13 protein-coding genes and 1 riboswitch are annotated in these 18,123 nt (G+C 39.6%); of the genes, 5 read left to right on the forward strand and 8 right to left on the reverse strand.

Annotated elements, in window-relative coordinates:
• The first annotated feature begins 102 nt into the window (after nucleotides 1-102).
• From Aru01_RS03540 to Aru01_RS03550, 3 genes are all read left to right on the forward strand, one after another.
• The gene (locus Aru01_RS03540) at nucleotides 103-1,401 is read left to right on the forward strand and encodes an O-antigen ligase family protein (RefSeq protein ID WP_016655105.1); all 1,299 of its coding nucleotides are present in this window, start codon (nucleotides 103-105) and stop codon (nucleotides 1,399-1,401) included.
• 110 nt (nucleotides 1,402-1,511) lie between these two features.
• Nucleotides 1,512-3,599, forward strand: a complete 2,088-nt coding sequence (znuD, locus tag Aru01_RS03545; RefSeq protein WP_016655106.1) for a zinc piracy TonB-dependent receptor ZnuD — start codon at nucleotides 1,512-1,514, stop codon at nucleotides 3,597-3,599.
• Between the two features lie 80 nt (nucleotides 3,600-3,679).
• Entirely contained in the window at nucleotides 3,680-5,140 is a 1,461-nt protein-coding gene (locus Aru01_RS03550; RefSeq protein WP_016655107.1) for a phospholipase D family protein, read from the forward strand.
• Between the two features lie 109 nt (nucleotides 5,141-5,249).
• Here Aru01_RS03550 and Aru01_RS03555 read toward each other — a convergent pair whose 3' ends face one another.
• The 5 genes from Aru01_RS03555 to Aru01_RS03575 all read right to left on the reverse strand — a co-directional run bounded on the left by Aru01_RS03555 (nucleotide 5,250) and on the right by Aru01_RS03575 (nucleotide 11,177).
• Nucleotides 5,250-5,696 carry a hypothetical protein gene (locus Aru01_RS03555; RefSeq protein WP_040331063.1) on the reverse strand — a complete coding sequence of 149 codons (447 nt, stop codon included), beginning with the start codon at nucleotides 5,694-5,696 and terminating at the stop codon, nucleotides 5,250-5,252.
• Between the two features lie 75 nt (nucleotides 5,697-5,771).
• Entirely contained in the window at nucleotides 5,772-6,266 is a 495-nt protein-coding gene (locus Aru01_RS03560) for a phosphate-starvation-inducible protein PsiE (RefSeq protein ID WP_016655109.1), read from the reverse strand.
• A 205-nt stretch (nucleotides 6,267-6,471) separates the two neighbouring features.
• A complete protein-coding gene (locus tag Aru01_RS03565) occupies nucleotides 6,472-8,253 on the reverse strand; it encodes an acyl-CoA dehydrogenase C-terminal domain-containing protein (protein WP_016655110.1) in 1,782 nt (593 codons plus the stop codon).
• Nucleotides 8,254-8,498: 245 nt separating this feature from the next.
• Complete coding sequence (locus tag Aru01_RS03570; protein WP_016655111.1) at nucleotides 8,499-10,301, reverse strand: acyl-CoA dehydrogenase C-terminal domain-containing protein; 1,803 nt, start codon at nucleotides 10,299-10,301, stop codon at nucleotides 8,499-8,501.
• A gap of 315 nt (nucleotides 10,302-10,616) precedes the next feature.
• Nucleotides 10,617-11,177, reverse strand: a complete 561-nt coding sequence (locus tag Aru01_RS03575; RefSeq protein WP_016655112.1) for a hypothetical protein — start codon at nucleotides 11,175-11,177, stop codon at nucleotides 10,617-10,619.
• Between the two features lie 133 nt (nucleotides 11,178-11,310).
• On the opposite strand from Aru01_RS03575, the gene baeS reads away from it, so the two are divergent.
• Together baeS and Aru01_RS03585 are read left to right on the forward strand one after the other, a co-directional pair.
• A complete protein-coding gene (gene baeS / locus Aru01_RS03580) occupies nucleotides 11,311-12,981 on the forward strand; it encodes a sensor histidine kinase efflux regulator BaeS (RefSeq protein WP_016655113.1) in 1,671 nt (556 codons plus the stop codon).
• A 29-nt stretch (nucleotides 12,982-13,010) separates the two neighbouring features.
• Nucleotides 13,011-13,700 carry a response regulator gene (locus Aru01_RS03585; protein ID WP_016655114.1) on the forward strand — a complete coding sequence of 230 codons (690 nt, stop codon included), beginning with the start codon at nucleotides 13,011-13,013 and terminating at the stop codon, nucleotides 13,698-13,700.
• A gap of 445 nt (nucleotides 13,701-14,145) precedes the next feature.
• On the opposite strand, the gene Aru01_RS03590 is transcribed toward Aru01_RS03585, so the two are convergent.
• The 3 genes from Aru01_RS03590 to Aru01_RS03600 all read right to left on the reverse strand — a co-directional run bounded on the left by Aru01_RS03590 (nucleotide 14,146) and on the right by Aru01_RS03600 (nucleotide 17,748).
• Complete coding sequence (locus Aru01_RS03590) at nucleotides 14,146-15,588, reverse strand: protein adenylyltransferase SelO (RefSeq protein ID WP_016655115.1); 1,443 nt, start codon at nucleotides 15,586-15,588, stop codon at nucleotides 14,146-14,148.
• Nucleotides 15,589-15,686: 98 nt separating this feature from the next.
• Nucleotides 15,687-16,853 (reverse strand): acyl-CoA desaturase, encoded by a 1,167-nt coding sequence (locus Aru01_RS03595; RefSeq protein WP_016655116.1) that lies wholly within the window; start codon nucleotides 16,851-16,853, stop codon nucleotides 15,687-15,689.
• Between the two features lie 316 nt (nucleotides 16,854-17,169).
• The gene (locus tag Aru01_RS03600) at nucleotides 17,170-17,748 is read right to left on the reverse strand and encodes a cob(I)yrinic acid a,c-diamide adenosyltransferase (RefSeq protein WP_016655117.1); all 579 of its coding nucleotides are present in this window, start codon (nucleotides 17,746-17,748) and stop codon (nucleotides 17,170-17,172) included.
• Between the two features lie 130 nt (nucleotides 17,749-17,878).
• Nucleotides 17,879-18,017: riboswitch (cobalamin riboswitch) on the forward strand.
• Nucleotides 18,018-18,123 lie beyond the last annotated feature (106 nt).

The following is an 18,123-nucleotide window of genomic DNA, read 5'->3' on the forward strand; positions in this document are numbered from 1 at the left end:
TGATTTTGGGTGTTTTGTAAAAATGGAATTTTAATATATTTGTTTTTTAACTAAAGTAATTTACACTGCGGCCATTAATTTTAATAAAAAATCGGTGATTATGTGTTCGGTGTTAAAGAACGTTTAGATGGAATGAGTATTAATAAGCTGAGTATCGCTTTTTCTCTTGTTATTCTATATTTTCTTTTTTCTTTTATTTTTAATACTGACTTTAGTATTAAGTTTTTTTCGATAATTTTGATATTGTTTTTTGTTTTTATTTCTATAAAAAATAAGGAAATCCAAATCTTAAAACCATTGCTCATTTTCTCTAGCATAGGTTTTCTTTGTGTAAGTTTAAATTATTATATTTTTGATCGGCTCTCTTTGATTCCTGTTGGTGGCCCATTTTCAACCTATCGCAGAATGGTTGAGCTTTATGTCTTATTGATTCCATTGGCTTTTTTACCAGCAATTATCGACTATACTGGGTATAAGGCCAAATATTTATTTAATGTAATCTTTATAGCTATTGCATTTTTGGGGTTATATACCTTTTATTATAATGTTAAGTTGAATTTTAATAGAGGTGATCTGACCGTTTTTTTTAATCCTATTGTAAGTTTTGACATTAGTTTTATTGGATTATCTATTTTATCTATATTTTATGGTTTTTATAATAAATCAAAATATTCCTATATTATTATAGTATTAAGTTTATTTTCTCTTTTTAATTTAATCTCACATGGCTCAAGAGGTGCTTGGCTTGCTCTACCATTTATTTTCTTATTATTAATCTATAATTATTTTAAAACAGAAAAGAAAAAAAGCATCATGCTGGTTGTTCTGATTGCTGTATTTTTTTTGGTCAATCTCTTCAGTGTAAATTCACCAGTAATGAGTCGTATTGAGCATTTTCAGTCAGATCAACAAAATATTACACATAATGAATATCATAACAGTACGGGGATTAGGATTTTATTGTGGAAAAATGCCGTAGAGATGTTCGAGCAAGCACCTATACTTGGGGTGAGTCTATATGGTGTGGAAGCGGAAAATTGTCGACGTGCAGAGGTCACTAAAATTCCTCAGTGTTTTCAACATGCGCATAATATTTTTTTAAATGAACTGGCTGCCAATGGTTTAGTGGGCTTCTTGGGGTTGTTGATTAGCTTGTTTTTGCCTTTATGGTACTTTATTGCAAATGCTATTCGCTCAAGGGATGAGCAACTCCGATTTTTAAGCTTGGCTGGATTCGCTTTCGTGATTCATCATATGTTAAGCGGTCTAACTGAATATTATTTGTTTTTTAGGAATCCAACATTTATTTACTACCTCATCGTAGCAATGCTCATGAGCTTTATTTATTTGCGTAAGCGAAATATACCTGTTGAACCAAGCCGAGTTGTTAGGTCAGATTGAGTAATTTATCCTTTTGAAGTGAAATAAAAAGATGTACAGATATTTCGCATTCTCTTTTAAAAAACTAAATGTTATGTTATAACGTTTCGAAAATACATCGAGACGCCAACATGAACTTATCCAAAAGCCTTCTCGCACTTTCGATTCTCAGTTGTAATAGCAGCCTTTGGGCAGTACAAGAACAACAAGCCCGAGTGCAATTGGAAACCATCACATTAACAGCAGATGCTGATCAAAAAAATACCAATACAGTTGCGACCTTAGAGCAAGACCAACTGTCTAAAGCACCGAGTACTTTAGGTGATGCGTTACAAGGTTTACCAGGCGTAGTATCTGGACAGTTTGGTGCTGGGGCAAGTCGACCTGTGATTCGTGGTCAAGAAGGGGCACGTTTAAAAGTTACAGCAAACGCCAGTGATACGATGGATGTTTCAACATTGTCACCTGATCATGTGATTACTGTCGATCCACAACTTGCCAAAAGCATAGAGGTGATTCGTGGTCCAGAATCCTTGTTATATGGTGCGGGAACGCCAGCAGGGATTGTTAATGTCACGGATAATAAAATTCCAACGCAAATGCCAGAAAAAGGATATGAAGCTCAGGCAGGCTTTCGTTATAACACTGGAAATGATGAAAAAATGACCCATGCAGGAGCAACTGTCGCATTAGGCGATCAGTTTGCTTTACGTTTAGAGGGCTTAACTCGTCGTGCGAATAACTATATTGCACCAGATTATTTAGCTGCTGAGCCGCATGGTGACCATGTTCACTATACTCCTGAACGCAGAGTTGGGGATACGTTTGCGGACTCGGATCAATTTAACATTGGCTTATCTTGGATTGGTGAGCGTGGGTTTGCTGGTTTAGCTTATAGTAAACGTAAGGATCAATATGGTTTACCAGGCCATAGTCATGAATATGAGTCATGTCATCTGCATGGTATGAGCTTACATTGTGGCGGTCATGGTGACGATGATGAACATGGTCATGATGATCATAATCATAGTCATGGCGATCATGATCATGACCATGAACATGGTGGCCCATGGATTGATTTAGTTTCAGAACGTTATGATTTTCGTTCTGAACTCAATGATCCCTTTGCAGGTTTTAAAACTTTAAAGTTACAAGCAAGTTATACAGACTATCGACATGACGAGCTTGAAGAACAAAGTATTAGTACGCGCTTTAAAAGCAAGGCCTATGATGGCCGTGTCGAACTGGTGCATTTACCTGTGGCGGGTTGGGACGGTACGATTGGCTTACAAGGAAGTCAACAGAAGTTAAATTTGACTGGTGAGGAGGCGATTATGGCGCCGAATACTACGCAAAAATTTAGCTTATTTGCTTTTGAGAAAAAGCAGTTGAGTGATGTAGTCAATGTTGAACTCGCAGGTCGTGTTGAACATCAAAAAATTGATATTGATTCTAAACAAAAGGACTATTCGGGAACTGCAGGTTCGGCATCTGCTGCAGCTCACTGGCAATTTAAACCCGATTATCTGCTCTCTTTGACCGCTTCACATCAGCAACGTTTACCTTTGGCTCAAGAGCTTTATTCAGATGGTAAGCACTTTGCAACAAATACTTATGAGGTAGGTAATGAGAATTTGAAAAAGGAAATTTCAAATAATCTGGATCTGGGTATAAGTTATAACAATGATCGTTTTGATTATAAGCTAAACGTTTATCACCAATGGTTTGATGATTTTATCTATGCGAAAACTAAGGATCATTTTCATGATTTTCGTTTGATTCAATATAGTCAAGATAAAGCAAAGTTTTATGGTGCTGAAGCTGAAGTCAATTATCAGTTCAGCCCGCGTTATAAAGCGGGTCTATTTGGTGATTATGTACGTGGAAAAATTGACAGTGAAAATGCACCGCGTATACCAGCAGGTCGTTTAGGGACTAAAGTCAGTGCGAAGTTTGATGATCATTGGAGTGGTAATGGTGAGTTTTATCATGTCTTCCAGCAAGATAAAATATCAGCATTCGAATCTGAAACACCAAGTTATAATATGCTCAATCTTGGCGTTGCTTACACAGGACAGTATAAAGTTGCTCAAGAGTATCGTGTTTTCCTCAATGCGAATAACTTACTTGATGAGAAAGTTTATCAGCATGCTTCATTCCTACCACAGATTCCACAGATGGGACGAAACTTTGTTGTTGGGGTAGATTTTAAGTTCTAATCCAAGCTTCTTCACGAAATATATATTGAAAATTAAAGTGATACCACCTAGGCTGAGTCGATTGGATTAGGTGGTTATCTATGCGTATTTTCAGAAAACTTCACAGTAAATTGAACTGGAGTAAACGTCGTTATTTCGGAGTGATTTTAAGTGTATTTGCACTCACTTATTTAGCTTCAGCGATTTATCATACTCAAAAGGCACTGCCAGTTGGTTTAGATTATAGTGGTCAGTTAAAGCCTACTCCGGTCAAATTTTTGGCTGATCGAACTTATATCGATGCGCAAGGACAGCAACAATTACAACAACAAATTTTTGATGAAACACTGAAGTTAATTGATCAGGCACAAAGTACCATTGTACTTGATATGTTCTTGTTCAATCCAACACGTGGCGATTCTAAACTTGAGTTCCGTCCTTTAAGTGAGCAGCTTACTCAGGCACTGATTAATAAGCGCCAACAAAATCCAAATATTGAAATTAAGTTTATTACTGATCCGATTAATACCGTCTATGGGGGGAATCGCTCAGAGCAATATTTTCAGTTGCGCCGTGCTGGGATTGATGTGATTGAAACCAATCTCACGCCATTACGTGCATCTAACCCAGTGTGGTCGGGTTTTTGGTATTTATGTTGTCAGGGTTTAAGTAATAATGCTGAAAAAGGCTGGTTACCTAATCCATTCAGTAGTGAAAAAATTACCTTACGTAGCTATCTCAATTTATTCAATTTTAAAGCCAATCACCGTAAAGTCATCATCGCTGATAGTGTCGATGGTTGGAAAGCGATTGTAAGCTCAGCAAATCCACATGATGGTAGTGCGCGTCATAGTAATGTCGCTTTACTGGTGGGTGGGGCAATAGCTGTAGATTTGTTAACTACAGAGCAAATTGTTGCGAAAATGTCTGGAGGAGATAGTCCTGTAGTTATTTTAGGCAACTTCAAAGAACCAGCACAAACACAAGCACAGGTCTTAACTGAAGGCGCTATTTATAAAGCTTTATTGGAATTATTAGATACAGCAAAAGCAGGTGAACAGGTTGATTTGGCCATGTTCTATCTATCGGAGCGTAAAACTGTTGAAGCACTATTGGCTGCAAAGCAACGTGGAGTGAAGCTCAGAGTCTTACTTGATCCAAATAAAGATGCTTTTGGTCGTGAAAAAAATGGCATTCCTAATCGTCAAGTTGCATCGGAATTGCATCAGGCGGGTATAGATTTGCGTTGGTGTAATACCCAAGGTGAACAATGTCATAGCAAAATGATTATTAAATCAAATGCACAAGACAGTGAGTTGATTTTAGGATCAGCAAATTTTACAGCGCGAAATTTGAAAAACTATAATTTAGAAACGGATTTACGCATTATAGGAAGCCGTGAACAACAAGTTTTTGTCGATGCGCAGCAGTACTTTGACCAAGCATGGTCTAACATAAATGATCAGCATATGAGTGTAGATTATGCAAAGTATGCAGATGAGTCTAAGGCCAAATATTGGTTGTACCGTTTTATGGAGTGGAGTGGGCTTTCCACTTTTTAGTAAGATCTAACTGATAGTAAAACAGCCAAGCAAAAAGCTTGGCTGTTTTTTTTGTTGCGATATTCGTTGAAGACCCTCTTGCATATGTACAGCAAAGAGGGTGAGGAGCTTATAGGCTTGGTGGAATCATTTGATCAAGATCTTTATCGCTAATTTCTTCTAGATCTTTAAGGTCAGTTTTGATTTTCCATTGTTCAGCATCATTGACCGGATTGGGGAGACGAGCTTCTAACCAATCACAAATAACATCTGGCCCAAAGTCAGGATGATTACACTGAATGACCCAAGCAAGGAAGTCTTGCGCAACACCATTCATATAAGGTGGTGGTGAAACAGGTAAAAATTGGGTAGGTAAACGTTCATTGGTAGAGAGATAGTTCAGCACATGACCAAGCTCTTGAACCGTTTGCCAAGCCAACTCATGTGTAGTATCAATTTGAAATTTAAACCACCAAGCATGCTGGCCATCACTGCCATAGGCATCAATCCGATCTGCTTGTACGCTGGGTACCTGACTAAAAAACTGCTGTAGGCGCTCAAAACTCATTTCAGACACAATCACATGCTCAAATTTAAGATGCTGTAAGTTTAGCATACTCCAAGTTAACTCTTGGAGCTTATCCATTGCACTTTATGCAAGTTCATCATCTTGTGGGCGTGGTGTTTTATGCGCAGGTGGCGTGGCCTCAGTATGTTTGGCACGGATTACAGAAGGGTAGTGCCAAGAAGAAAAACGAACGATTAAAATGGCCAGTGCCAAAATACAGATTGAGCCTGTGATAATGATCAAATCTATGCTGGCCTTATGTTCGTGTTGCACATTGGAAATCAACAAACGGGTCAGCGCTGTTATCGCGACGTATATTAAGAAACGTACAGGCATATGATTCGTTTTAAAATAAATACCGACCATTGCGCCTAATTCTAAATAGATAAACAGAAGTAAAATATCATCAATCGTAGCAAAGCGTTTTAGCATGTAGATTTCAATAACCGTATGTACTGCTGACCAAGCGATCATACAACCGATGATAAACAAAGCTAGGTAATGAAAGCTCTCAACAGCAATATTGCCAATTCGATCTAGTAACGATTCAATTTTATGAGTATTAGAAGGCTTTTGCATAACATGCGTACCATGTGCTGAATAAGGTTAATTAAAACTTATGCAAGTTTCATGCACATGAAAGACGAGTTCGATCCAATAGTGTATTTATGAATGATTATTTATGGATTTTGAATCAAAAAACGCCTGAATCAATCAGGCGTTTTTATTCATAGGGCATAAGCGTCTAGCAGTAGGAATCACCCCCATTTAGGGGGTGAGGATGTCAAGATTGACTGGTAAAGTAATCTTCACTAAAGCCCATGATCACTTCACAACCTGCTTTGATCTTTAAAATACGTGAATTTAGATCAGGCAAAACACGTTGGATGAAGTAATGTGTGAGTGATAGTTTATTCGTGTAGAATTCACCTTGTTTACCGTATGCAGCATTGGCAATACGCGCGAACATGTAGGTGAAGCTCAGTAGACCTACTGCATGTAAATAGTCGATTGCAGCAGCATTCGAGAAATCAGGATTTTCAGCAGCACGCTCGATAATACGCTGAGTAACCATTTCGATTTCAGTTGCAACATCTAAAGTTGCATCTTTAATGAAGTTGAGATCTGTATCAAGCTCATTGGCAAAGTCACGAATTTCTGCGATGTATTCAGCAATAAATTCGCCATCACATTTAATTGTCTTACGACCAATTAAATCTTGCGCTTGAACACCGTTGGTTCCTTCGTAAATCTGTGCAATACGTAGATCACGAACACATTGTTCCATACCCCATTCACGGATGAAGCCGTGACCACCAAAGCACATTTGCGCATCTAGTGTTGCTTGGAAAGCTGTATCGGTTAAGAAAGCTTTAGCGATTGGAGTTAAAAGGGCAACACGGTTATTGGCCTTAGCGACTGCCTCAGGATCAGTTGAGAACTTGGTAATATCGAGTTGTTGACCAACATAGACAGCAAAAGCACGAGAAGCTTCATTGTTCGCACGAGCATTGAGCAGCATACGACGTACATCGCCATGCACTAAAATACTATCTGCTGGTTTTTCAGGTGATTTTGCACCAATTGAACTACGACCTTGGAGGCGGTCAGTCGCATATTGTGCTGCATTTTGATATGCAAACTCAGATGCACCTAAACCTTGGATGCCCATAGATAAACGTTCGTAGTTCATCATGACAAACATCGCTGCTAGACCTTGGTTTTCTTTACCTACCAAGTAGCCTGTAGCACCATCAAAGTTCATTACACATGTTGCTGAAGCTTTGATTCCCATTTTGTGTTCAATTGAACCTGCGCCAACGGCATTACGCTCACCGAGTGAACCATCCGCATTGACCATGAATTTAGGCACAATAAATAATGAAATACCACGAGAACCGGCTGGTGCATCAGGTGTTTTTGCTAAGACAAGGTGAATAATATTTTCTGCTAGATCGTGGTCGCCACCTGTAATAAAGATTTTAGTCCCAGTAATTTGGTAAGACCCATCACTATTCGGTTCTGCTTTGGTTTTGATAATACCAAGATCTGTACCTGCATGAGGTTCAGTCAAACACATTGTGCCAGACCATTCACCTGAATAAATTTTAGGTAAATAGGTTTCTTTTTGCTCTTGAGATGCATAGCTGCTAAGCGCCATACCAGCACCTACAGAAAGCAATGGATAAAGCATAAAAGAAGGGTTGGTTGCAAAAAGCATTTCATCTGCAAGTACGGTCAGCATTTTAGGCATGCCTTGACCGCCCCATTCTTCATCCGCTGCTAAACCAATCCATCCACCTTGAGCATATTGGTGGAACGCTTCTTTAAATCCAGCTGGCGTGGTGACTTTGCCGTTTTCAAAATGCGCACCTTCTTCATCACCACTGCGGTTTAAAGGTAGAGTTACGTTTTGTGCAAATTTGGCCATTTCTTCCAAAATTGCTTCAGCTGTTGCAGCATCTACGTGTGCAAGATTCTCATTGGCTTGCCAAAATTGTTCAGCTTGAAAAACATCATTGAGAATAAAACGCATATCTGCAAGAGGCGCATTATAAATTGGCATAGTCGATCCACCTATATTGTTAAGTCACTCGTTTAGAGTTATATCCATCTTTCTTAGCTTAATGACTTTGGGAGTCATCTCTAAGATTGTTTTTTTATTTACAACTATAGTCGTTTTAGTTTGTCTGTATTACTACACGCTGAGTTAAAACTACAAATTAAAACAGACCTCGTTACTTATATAGAAAAAGAACGGTCATTACCATGACCGTCCCCTCAATTTACGCAATTAATGACATGTTTGTCTTAAAATGCGAAATGTTCAGCATCTAGTGCCATTAATGGCTCTAGACCACCTTCGATCACGTCAACATGTGAACGAACACGTGGCAGGATTTTCTTGAAGTAGAAGTTGGCAGTGGTAATTTTGGCATTATAGAAGTCAACTTCTGAGCTACCCGCAGCAAGTTGTTGCTTCGCAACTACTGCCATGTGTGCCCATAGATAAGCCAAAGTGACGTAGCCAGAGAAATACATGTAGTCAACTGCAGCAGCACCCACTTCATCTGGGTTTTGCATAGAGCGCATTGCGATCTTAACTGTTAAGTCACCCCATTCTTTGTTCAGTACAGCCAACGGTTCGATCAATGCTTTTACGTCAGCATTGTCTTTGTTTGCTTCAACAAATTTATGAATGATCTTGGTAAAATCTTTAAGCATCGCGCCTTGAGTTTGTAGAACTTTACGGCCTAACAAATCAAGTGCTTGAATTTCAGTTGTACCTTCATAAAGACAAGCAATACGTGTATCACGTACGATTTGTTCCATGCCATGTTCTGAAATGAAGCCATGACCACCGAAAACCTGTACGCCGTGTTTAGCAGACTCTGAACCTGTTTCAGTCAAGAATGCCTTAGCGATCGGCGTAAGCAATGACAGGATATTGTCAGCAAATTTACGCTCTTCTTCAGTTTCGCCCTGTTCAACAATATCAGCATATTGAGACAAGAGATAAACGAGGGCACGACCACCTTCAGCAAATGCTTTTTGAGTTAATAGCATGTTGCGTACAGCAGGGTGAACAATAATTGGATCTGCTTCTTTTTCTGGCGCTTTGATACCAGAAAGTGAACGCATGGCTAAACGATCTTTAGCATATGCCAATGCACCTTGGAATGAACCTTCAGATGCAGATAAACCTTGAACAGCTGTACCAATACGTGCAGTGTTCATAAAGGTAAACATACAGTTTAGACCACGGTTTTCAGGGCCAATCAAGTAACCTTTTGCGTTGTCAAAGTTGATTACGCAAGTTGCATTACCGTGGATCCCCATTTTATGTTCAATTGAACCACAGCGTACGCCATTGCGATCAAGAACATTGCCATCAGCATCAACATTGAATTTCGGTACGATGAATAGCGAAATACCTTTAGTACCTTTTGGTGCACCTGGTAGGCGTGCAAGTACGATGTGGATGATGTTCTCAGCCATATCGTGTTCGCCCGCTGAGATAAATATTTTCTCACCAGAAATTGCATAGCTACCATCAGCATTCGGTTCAGCTTTACTGCGGATAATCCCAAGATCAGAACCAGCATGTGATTCAGTTAAGCACATTGTACCTGTCCATTCACCCGTAACGAGTTTTGGCAAGTAGATTGCTTTTTGTTGATCTGTACCATGATGCTCAATGGTACGAATAGCACCATGTGATAGGCCAGGGTACATGCCCCATGCCCAGTTTGCGGTACCCACCATTTCTGAGACAACAGTACCCAGTGAACCAGGTAGACCTTGACCACCATGTTGTTCAGGTACAGCTAAAGATGGGAAGCCGAGTTCGATGTATTTTTGATAAGCTTCTTTAAAACCAGCAGGTGTAGTAACTACGCCATCATCCCATTTACAGCCTTCACGGTCACCAGTTTGGTTAAGTGGAGAAAGCTCATTTTCACAAAAGTCAGCGGCAGCTTCTAAATATTGATCTAGGAGTTCGCGGCTTACGTTGTCTTTAAACGCAGGCAGTTTTGAATAGTGTTCTTCAAAATTGAGTAATTCGTGTAAAACAAATTGCATATCACGTAAAGGCGCTTTGTATTGCGGCATAAGAGATTCCTCAACCCTGGTTAAACCAGATTTTTTTTAAAAAATGATAAACGTCATCATTGACAACTTATTTCTTGTCCTACATCGTGCAACAACTCATGGCGTGGCACAAGCTCTTCTCAGTGAAATCGTTGTGACTCTAAAGTCAAAAAAAAATTTCACATAAAGCATTAAATCCTTTAAGTGTAGATAGTTATAGCTGATTCTACCTTAAACGAAATGTCAAAATCGTAAAAATATATGTCGAAAAAAAAAGACGCATGGTGCGTCTTTTAATTTGTTCTTTAGCAAACAGATAGCTTCAAGTCTGGTCACTTAGCCACGTTGTACAGTTTTCATATGATCAGGCTGGTAACGTAATTGACATTGGCCAGTTAGATTTTGTTTGTCATATTGCACTTGTACAGTTTTGCCAATGGCTTGGCCTTGACACGCAGCTTGTAACTGTTGGCGAAGTGCTTGTCGTTCAGTACGCTTAGCCATACGTTGTTGCTTAATTTCTTCACGTTGTTCAACAGTCATTTGGTTAAATGCTTGACGTGATAGACGTTCAGTCGCTGTCAATGTTTGTTGTAATAAGGTCTTACTGCTGTCATCGAGTTTGAACATGACGTTGCATTGACCTGTTTTAGTACCTTGCCCGAATTGAAACTCAACACGGTCACCAGCAGACTTGCCATCACATGCGTGTTGACGTTGAACTTGCCATTGTTGTTTTTGTTCTTCAGTCATTCTGTGGTTGTGTTTCATACCATGCATATGACTATGTGTATGTTTGTTTTGATCTGGTTGATTGCCTGTTGATTGACAGGCGCTGAGTGTTGTCATGATGACAATACTACTACCAAGTAAGGCAAGCGCTTTTAAATGCTTCATAGACTTGAATCCTTAACGAGCTCATGGGAAATTTTGCGTTAAAGATTAAGTAATAATGATGTAGAAACAATGTAGGTATTTTACCGTGATTGTCGGGTAGAATGCTGAAATAGTAGGAATTGTGAGAGTCTATTTGAAAAATCGTCGTATCCCCATTGCCTTACGCTTCTTTGTTACTGTTTTGATGACCACTTTAGTCATTATTACAGTGAGCCTAGGGGTATTGCACTGGACGATGCAAAGAAGCTTCACGAAATACGTTGCTGATGTAGAGCTGCAGAAGCTTGGGCATTTAAATGAAAATCTGGCTGGTGTTTATCTGGCGTATCACGATTGGGGGAATGCTATTCAGGCACAAATTCTCCAAATCGAGGGGGATGCTGCACCTGATGACTACGACAAGCTCTCACAGTGGTGGTTGCGTCGTCAGTATGATATTGCTTTACAACAGCGTTATTTCTACGACCATACTTTTGTTGAGGGGGAAGCACCTGTCATCAATAGCAGTACAGCTTTACTTGATCAACAGGATCTTAAAGTATTAAAAGAAAATCTACCTTCAGAGTATCGACCTTTTGAGGGCTTAAAGTTCCCTTTAAGTGCAAATCAAAATTTCTACCGCACCAAATTTAAAGATCGACCTCGTACAGAGGAACCCGAAGCTGTTGTCAATCACGAGGGTAAGCTCAATAAGCGTATTATTGCGATGCCAGATCAGTTGGGCTTAAGTTCACGTTTATCGTTATATGATGCCGATAAAAACTTTATTGTGGGAGAGCGTTCTGAGCAGGAACTATCTTTTCAACCAATTTGGGTCGATGGCAAAATCGTGGGTTATCTTGGGCTAAAATCAGTTCTCGGTCAGGATGATGCCTTAAGCATTAATTTCTTTAGTAATCAAAAACGTTATTTATTATTGGTTTACATTTTAACTTTTTTAGCCAGTTTGACCGCAGCCTTATTACTTGCCACTTATTTTAAAAAGCCTATTCAACGGCTATTAAACGCAGCACGTGAATTGACTCAGGGCAATTACCAGCATCAGGTTAAGATTAATCGAAATGATGAGCTTGGTGATTTATCTAATGAAATTAACCAACTTGCAGAGATTCTGGATCAGCATGAACGTTCACGTAAACAATGGGTAGCTGATACCTCACACGAACTCAAGACGCCGTTAGCTGTTTTACAAGCACAAATCGAAGCCATGCAGGATGGTATTCGTAAAGCGACACCAGAACACTTAGAGGCAATGATGCGACAGGTCATGAGCTTAAAGAAACTTACTCAAGATCTTGCCGCTTTAGCACAAGCAGATGCACAGCAATTAACTTGCTATCTTGCACCTACAGATCCTTGGGAAGTTGTGGTTCAGGAGGTTGACAATTTTAGATTAAAGTTTGAAAAAGCACAGATTGATATCGAGATAGAGGGAGCTGGAGCACAGTTACTTTTAGATCGTGACCGCTTTAAACAAGTCATTGTGAACTTATTAAGTAATAGCGAGCGTTATACCGAATCGGGAGGCAAAGTTCATTTACATACAGTACAAGATCAAGACAGTTGGACGCTGTATGTCGATGACAGCCCTTATGGGCTGAGTGATGATCAGTTAACACAGCTTGGACAGCGTTTCTACCGTGTTGATGATTCAAGAACTCGAGCCACAGGAGGGACAGGTTTAGGTTTGGCACTATCAATCAAAATTGTACAAGCATTGGGTGGGACTTTAGCTTTTGAACACTCCCCACTGGGTGGACTACGTTGCAAACTTAGCTTTAAAAAAAATAATGACGTTCAGTGACCGTCATATGATCGATAAAGGATAGTGATATGAAATACGTAATGTTGGTTGAAGACGAGGTTGAATTAGCGCAACTGGTCAGAGACTATCTAGAGGCAGCAGGTTTTGAAGTCGGTATGTTCCATGATGGACAAGAGGCTTATCAAAGCTTTCAACAACGTAGACCGAGTTTAATGGTTTTAGACTTGATGGTACCACGCATGGATGGTTTGACTATTTGCCGAAAAGTACGTGAACAGTCTGATTTGCCAATTATTATGGTGACAGCACGTACAGAGGAAATCGATCGTGTGTTAGGACTCAACATGGGGGCTGATGATTATGTTTGTAAGCCTTTTAGTCCTAAAGAGTTGGTTGCCCGCGTCCAAGCAGTATTACGTCGCTTAGAACGTAAGGTCGAGCCAGAGACACATGATTTATTCCGTGTTGATAAAGCACAGCAGCGAATTTGGTTCCAGCAAAAAGCATTGAGTTTAACCCCTACTGAGTTTCGTTTATTGGAGCTGTTTTTAGAACATGTGGGGCAGGTCTATTCACGCTCTCAGTTATTAGATCATATTAACCCAGATAGTTTTGATGTTGCTGACCGAGTGATTGACAGCCATATCAAAAACTTACGCCGTAAAATTGAAGAGATTGCTGAAACTGGCAATCGTCATGAATGGGTGCAGGCTGTCTATGGGGTAGGGTATCGTTTTGAATATCCACATGAGTTATAAAAAATTTAAGAAATGACTTTAAAAATACGCTTTGTGGAAATTATTTTCTCAAAGCGTATTTTTTAGCTGAAATATAATTGTCAGGTAGGTTTTAAAATAGTCTATAGGGAGGCAATATTTAAAAATCAAAAAGAAATTCATCTTTCAGATCATCACTAACAAAACTGTTTGCACAACTAATCAGCATTGAATCATTGAATAAAAATCTAGAGAGGATGATAAATTAGTCAATTTTTTTGAAGTAAAAAGCACTGCATGGATAACATACAAAATAAAGCAAGTACCTTAATTAATAAGGCTTGTAGAAGACGTGTTTATAAATAGACACAAGTTTATCCACAGAAAATGTGTATAACTTTTCCCTACATGTTTAACATGTTTTTTATCATAAGTAAAAGCTTGTTGTGCTGATTGATCAAGAAATGGCTTGCTTAAAAAAGCTACTCTAAGAAGAGCAGCTTACAGAAATTTCGGCTTGATCACTGGGTAATGGGCCAAGGTCAGCAAGGTGTTCACGTTCTGGTTGATGAGTATAAGGTTGGCTGAGTAGTTGAAATAAACGATCCACTTCAGAAAAATCTCCTGCCTGAGCTGCAGAAATTGCTTTTTGTGCCATATGGTTACGTAAGATATAACGTGGGTTATGACACTGCATTTCAGCATCAAGCTGTTGCTGATCTTGGTTTTGGCGAATCGCATGATACTGTTCAACAAACTGATCAAATTGATGTAGGTTAAGACAATCATCGCGCAATTCTTGCCATTGTTTATGCTGTAAGCGAAGAAAACTCTGCGTATAGTCCAACTGCTCACTTTGCAAAATCGTGAGGAAGTTCATTGCACATTGGAAACTGTCTTTATGGAAGTTTGGCAGTCCCATTTTTGCAGATAGGCCTTGCTGATAATGTTCCAAGAAGGTTGGTTCAAAGTGCGCAAGCTGAGCAGATAAGTCTTGCTTGAATTGCTCTTTTTCAGTCTCTTGCACGAGTGGGAGTAGATTGTTTAACCAGACCCATAAGTTCCAGTGAGCAACACTCGGTTGTTGCTGATAAGTGTAGCGAGCATGGTGGTCAGAGTGGTTGTTGATCCAATTGGGGCGAAAGCGTTCCATAAAACCAAAGGGGCCAAAGTCTAGAGTTGAACCTGTAATATTGAGGTTATCTGTATTCATCACACCATGTGCAAATCCATGTAATTGCCAAAGTGCGATCATTTTTGCTGTACGTCGTACCACTTGTTCAGCAAAAGCTAAAATAGGCTGTTGAGCAGTTAAACATTCTGGGTAGTGCCAAGTGATGCAGTGCTGAACAAAATCCTTAAGTAGTTCAGGTGCATATTGGTTAATCCATTCAAAGTGACCCAAACGAATGTGACTATCCGCAGTGCGTAATAGCATCGCGCCAGTTTCTATAGTTTCACGTTGGATTGGCTGTGTAGAAGTAGTGAAGCCAATGGCATTTGTGGATGGCACACCAAGGGCGGTAAGTGCGTGTCCAGCAAGGTATTCACGAATCACCGAACGTAATACTGCACGGCCATCACCCATACGCGAATAGGGCGTTTTACCTGCGCCTTTAAGGTGCAAATCAATGACTTGTCGATTTTGATCTTGTAGCTGAGCAACGAGTAGCCCACGACCATCACCGAGTTGACCTGCCCATTGTCCAAACTGATGTCCAGCATAAACCATGGCTAAGCTTGGAAAATCGGCAAAACTCTTTTGACCACTGCAGTATTCAACCCACTGTTCTTGCTCTTGTGTGGTCCATTGTAATTGTTCTGCAAGCGCTTGATTGAAATGTCCTGCTTTTGCGCCAATCAAGGGCTGTGGGGACTGTTGGTGGTAGAGTTGAGGATTAAGCTCTGGGTACTGTTTGATGATATGCATAATATGCGCAGGTCGCGATAGAAGAACTTCACTATAACAAAAAAAAGGTGTAGATAAACAACAAGCCCCATATGGGGCTTGTTGATGTCTTTAGCTACTTAACTCGAAACAGCATTTTTCTTGATAGAGCGCATGAGCGTCTCAAGACGCTCACGATGGAAGCTGAGCTTCTGTTCAACAAGTTGGAAGTCGACAGTAAGTTTGAGATCCATATTATGGATTTTTTCGGCCACTGCTGCTTTCTTCACTTGAAGCTCTTGTTCTTTTAATTTAGCCCAGTCATTTAAGGTATGGGTAAATGCCTCATACTCTTGTGCGACTTTTTGTTTCATGGCATTGAGGTCAGCATTGACATCGTGCCCATAAACTGCCAAATCTTGCTCTGCATATTTAAAACGCATCGCTAATTCTGCTTTTTTAATGTTAAAGCTTGGAATACGACGCAAATTTTTTGCTAATCCCACTTTAGAACAAGACCAAATCAGCCATTTGGTCGGGTCGTATTGCCACCATTTCACACCATTACGGTAGTCATATTGGAAAATATGGTGGTAGTTATGATAACCCTCACCCCAAGTCGCAATAGCTAACCAAAAGTTGTCACGTGCAGTATTTTCGTCTGTGTAAGGACGTTTACCCCACATATGGCACAGTGAGTTAATAAAGAAGGTCACATGATGGCTCAAGATTAAGCGAACTAAACCACCTAAAAGGACGACACCCCAAAGATCACCTACAGCCCAACCCACAGTACCTAAGATGGCAACGTGAATAATGATGACTAAAGGTACATAGTACTTGTGTTGGAACATGACTAATTTGTCATTGAGTAAATCTGGTGCATTTTTAAAGTTAGGTTCTGCTGCTGGGTAGTTGCGTAGCATCCACCCCATATGAGCATACCAAAAACCGTTGTTGATTGAGTACGGGTCTTTATCGATATCATCAACGTGACGGTGATGGGTACGGTGGCCTGAAGACCAAAATAAAATACTATTTTGGACTGCAAAGGTACCAGCAATCATTAAAATGATTTTTAAAGGGAGAGTCGCTTCATAGGCTTTGTGTGCCCATAAGCGGTGATAGCCTGCAGTAATCCCAAGACTACTGACGCCTAAAAGAACGAACATGCTCAACCATGCTGCTAAACTAAAATCGTTATAGTAGGCATAAACTGGGATCGTAATCAGTGCAGCGACTGGTAAGAATACCAAGGCAAAAATCGCAATCCAGTTGATTGGGGCTTTGGGTAGGGGAGGATTCATCTCCAACAGCACTCCTAAAAACCTAAGAAGGAAGGCAAAACAGATACAAAATCATAGTCTAACGCAAATGTGATGAGTAGTGTTTTTTTGCATCATAACTTTTGGCCAGATAATACCATGAGGCAATATGCATTCACTAGTATTATTGTACATTTGTATTTATTTAAGTGTAATGAAAAAAGTACTTGTCATGATGGGAAAGTTAGTGGTTTTTCTTATGAAAAATAACTTATTGATCATCAAGAAAATTTCACTATTGATGATCAATTTTTTCACAAAATAAATCCACTTCATTGTAGTAGAGGAATGTTGTCTCTTAGATACTTTGGTTAATGTTTTTTTGCCACAACACTTCGCTTCCACCATCAATACGTTGCAGGCTGCGGGAGGCGACAAATAACCAATCTGAAAGACGATTTAAAAGCTGTAACGCAGTGCTTTCAATGTTTTGATCACGCTGCTGTAGGCTCATAAGACTACGTTCTGCACGACGACATACGGCACGAGCTTGATGAGCATAGCTACAACTTAGGTTACCAGCAGGTAAAATAAATTCTTTGAGCATAGGTAAGTGCTCGTTCATTTGATCTATTTCAGTTTCGAGATAATCAATGCAGATTGGTTGTAACAATTTGTAGTTAGGGATACATACTTCACCACCCAAATCAAATAACCAGTGTTGGATCAAGCTGAGCGATTTTTCCCATTGGGCTTGTTCAATGATTTGACTATTGACAATATGGGCACGAAGTACACCAATCACTGCATTTAATTCATCGACATCACCCAAGGCTTGGATACGAAGATCGTCTTTCGCTACACGTGAACCATCACCAAGTCCTGTGCTACCCGTATCACCTGTACGTGTATAAATCTTACTTAAACGATGTCCCATGTTGAAACTCAAAAGAAAAATTAAAGACCATATAGTATGTAGAATATTTTCAAATAAAAGAAAGTCTTTATTGTTTTTTATTGGCAATAGAGTTGGTTATTTTTATCTTGACTATAGGTTTAGTGCTAATTACTCTGCCAATGTTTTAGGTGCTTCTAGAAAAAGTGAAACTGGGAAGTTAGTTCGAATCAAGCTAACACTGCCCCCGCAACGGTGAATAACGAAATATTCGTTTAAGTCCGGAGACCGGCCTAAAACATCCTTAATTACATATAGATATTAAATGCGTTTTATTTGAAGAGCCAAAGTCGTTTACATAAGCCAATCCACGCATTTATATGTCTTTCACCAAATATTCGCACGGGCGGTGCGAAC

This window comes from Acinetobacter rudis (genome assembly GCF_000829675.1).
Lineage (GTDB): Bacteria > Pseudomonadota > Gammaproteobacteria > Pseudomonadales > Moraxellaceae > Acinetobacter > Acinetobacter rudis.

Coding starts and splice junctions, on each gene's coding strand:
- Aru01_RS03570 (WP_016655111.1), bottom strand. CDS start 10,301: ATGCCGCAATACAAAGCGCCTTTACGTGATATGCAATTTGTTTTACAC.
- Aru01_RS03595 (WP_016655116.1), bottom strand. CDS start 16,853: ATGAATCCTCCCCTACCCAAAGCCCCAATCAACTGGATTGCGATTTTT.
- Aru01_RS03550 (WP_016655107.1), top strand. CDS start 3,680: ATGCGTATTTTCAGAAAACTTCACAGTAAATTGAACTGGAGTAAACGT.
- Aru01_RS03585 (WP_016655114.1), top strand. CDS start 13,011: ATGAAATACGTAATGTTGGTTGAAGACGAGGTTGAATTAGCGCAACTG.
- Aru01_RS03590 (WP_016655115.1), bottom strand. CDS start 15,588: ATGCATATCATCAAACAGTACCCAGAGCTTAATCCTCAACTCTACCAC.
- Aru01_RS03560 (WP_016655109.1), bottom strand. CDS start 6,266: ATGCAAAAGCCTTCTAATACTCATAAAATTGAATCGTTACTAGATCGA.
- Aru01_RS03600 (WP_016655117.1), bottom strand. CDS start 17,748: ATGGGACATCGTTTAAGTAAGATTTATACACGTACAGGTGATACGGGT.
- Aru01_RS03565 (WP_016655110.1), bottom strand. CDS start 8,253: ATGCCAATTTATAATGCGCCTCTTGCAGATATGCGTTTTATTCTCAAT.
- znuD (WP_016655106.1), top strand. CDS start 1,512: ATGAACTTATCCAAAAGCCTTCTCGCACTTTCGATTCTCAGTTGTAAT.
- Aru01_RS03575 (WP_016655112.1), bottom strand. CDS start 11,177: ATGAAGCATTTAAAAGCGCTTGCCTTACTTGGTAGTAGTATTGTCATC.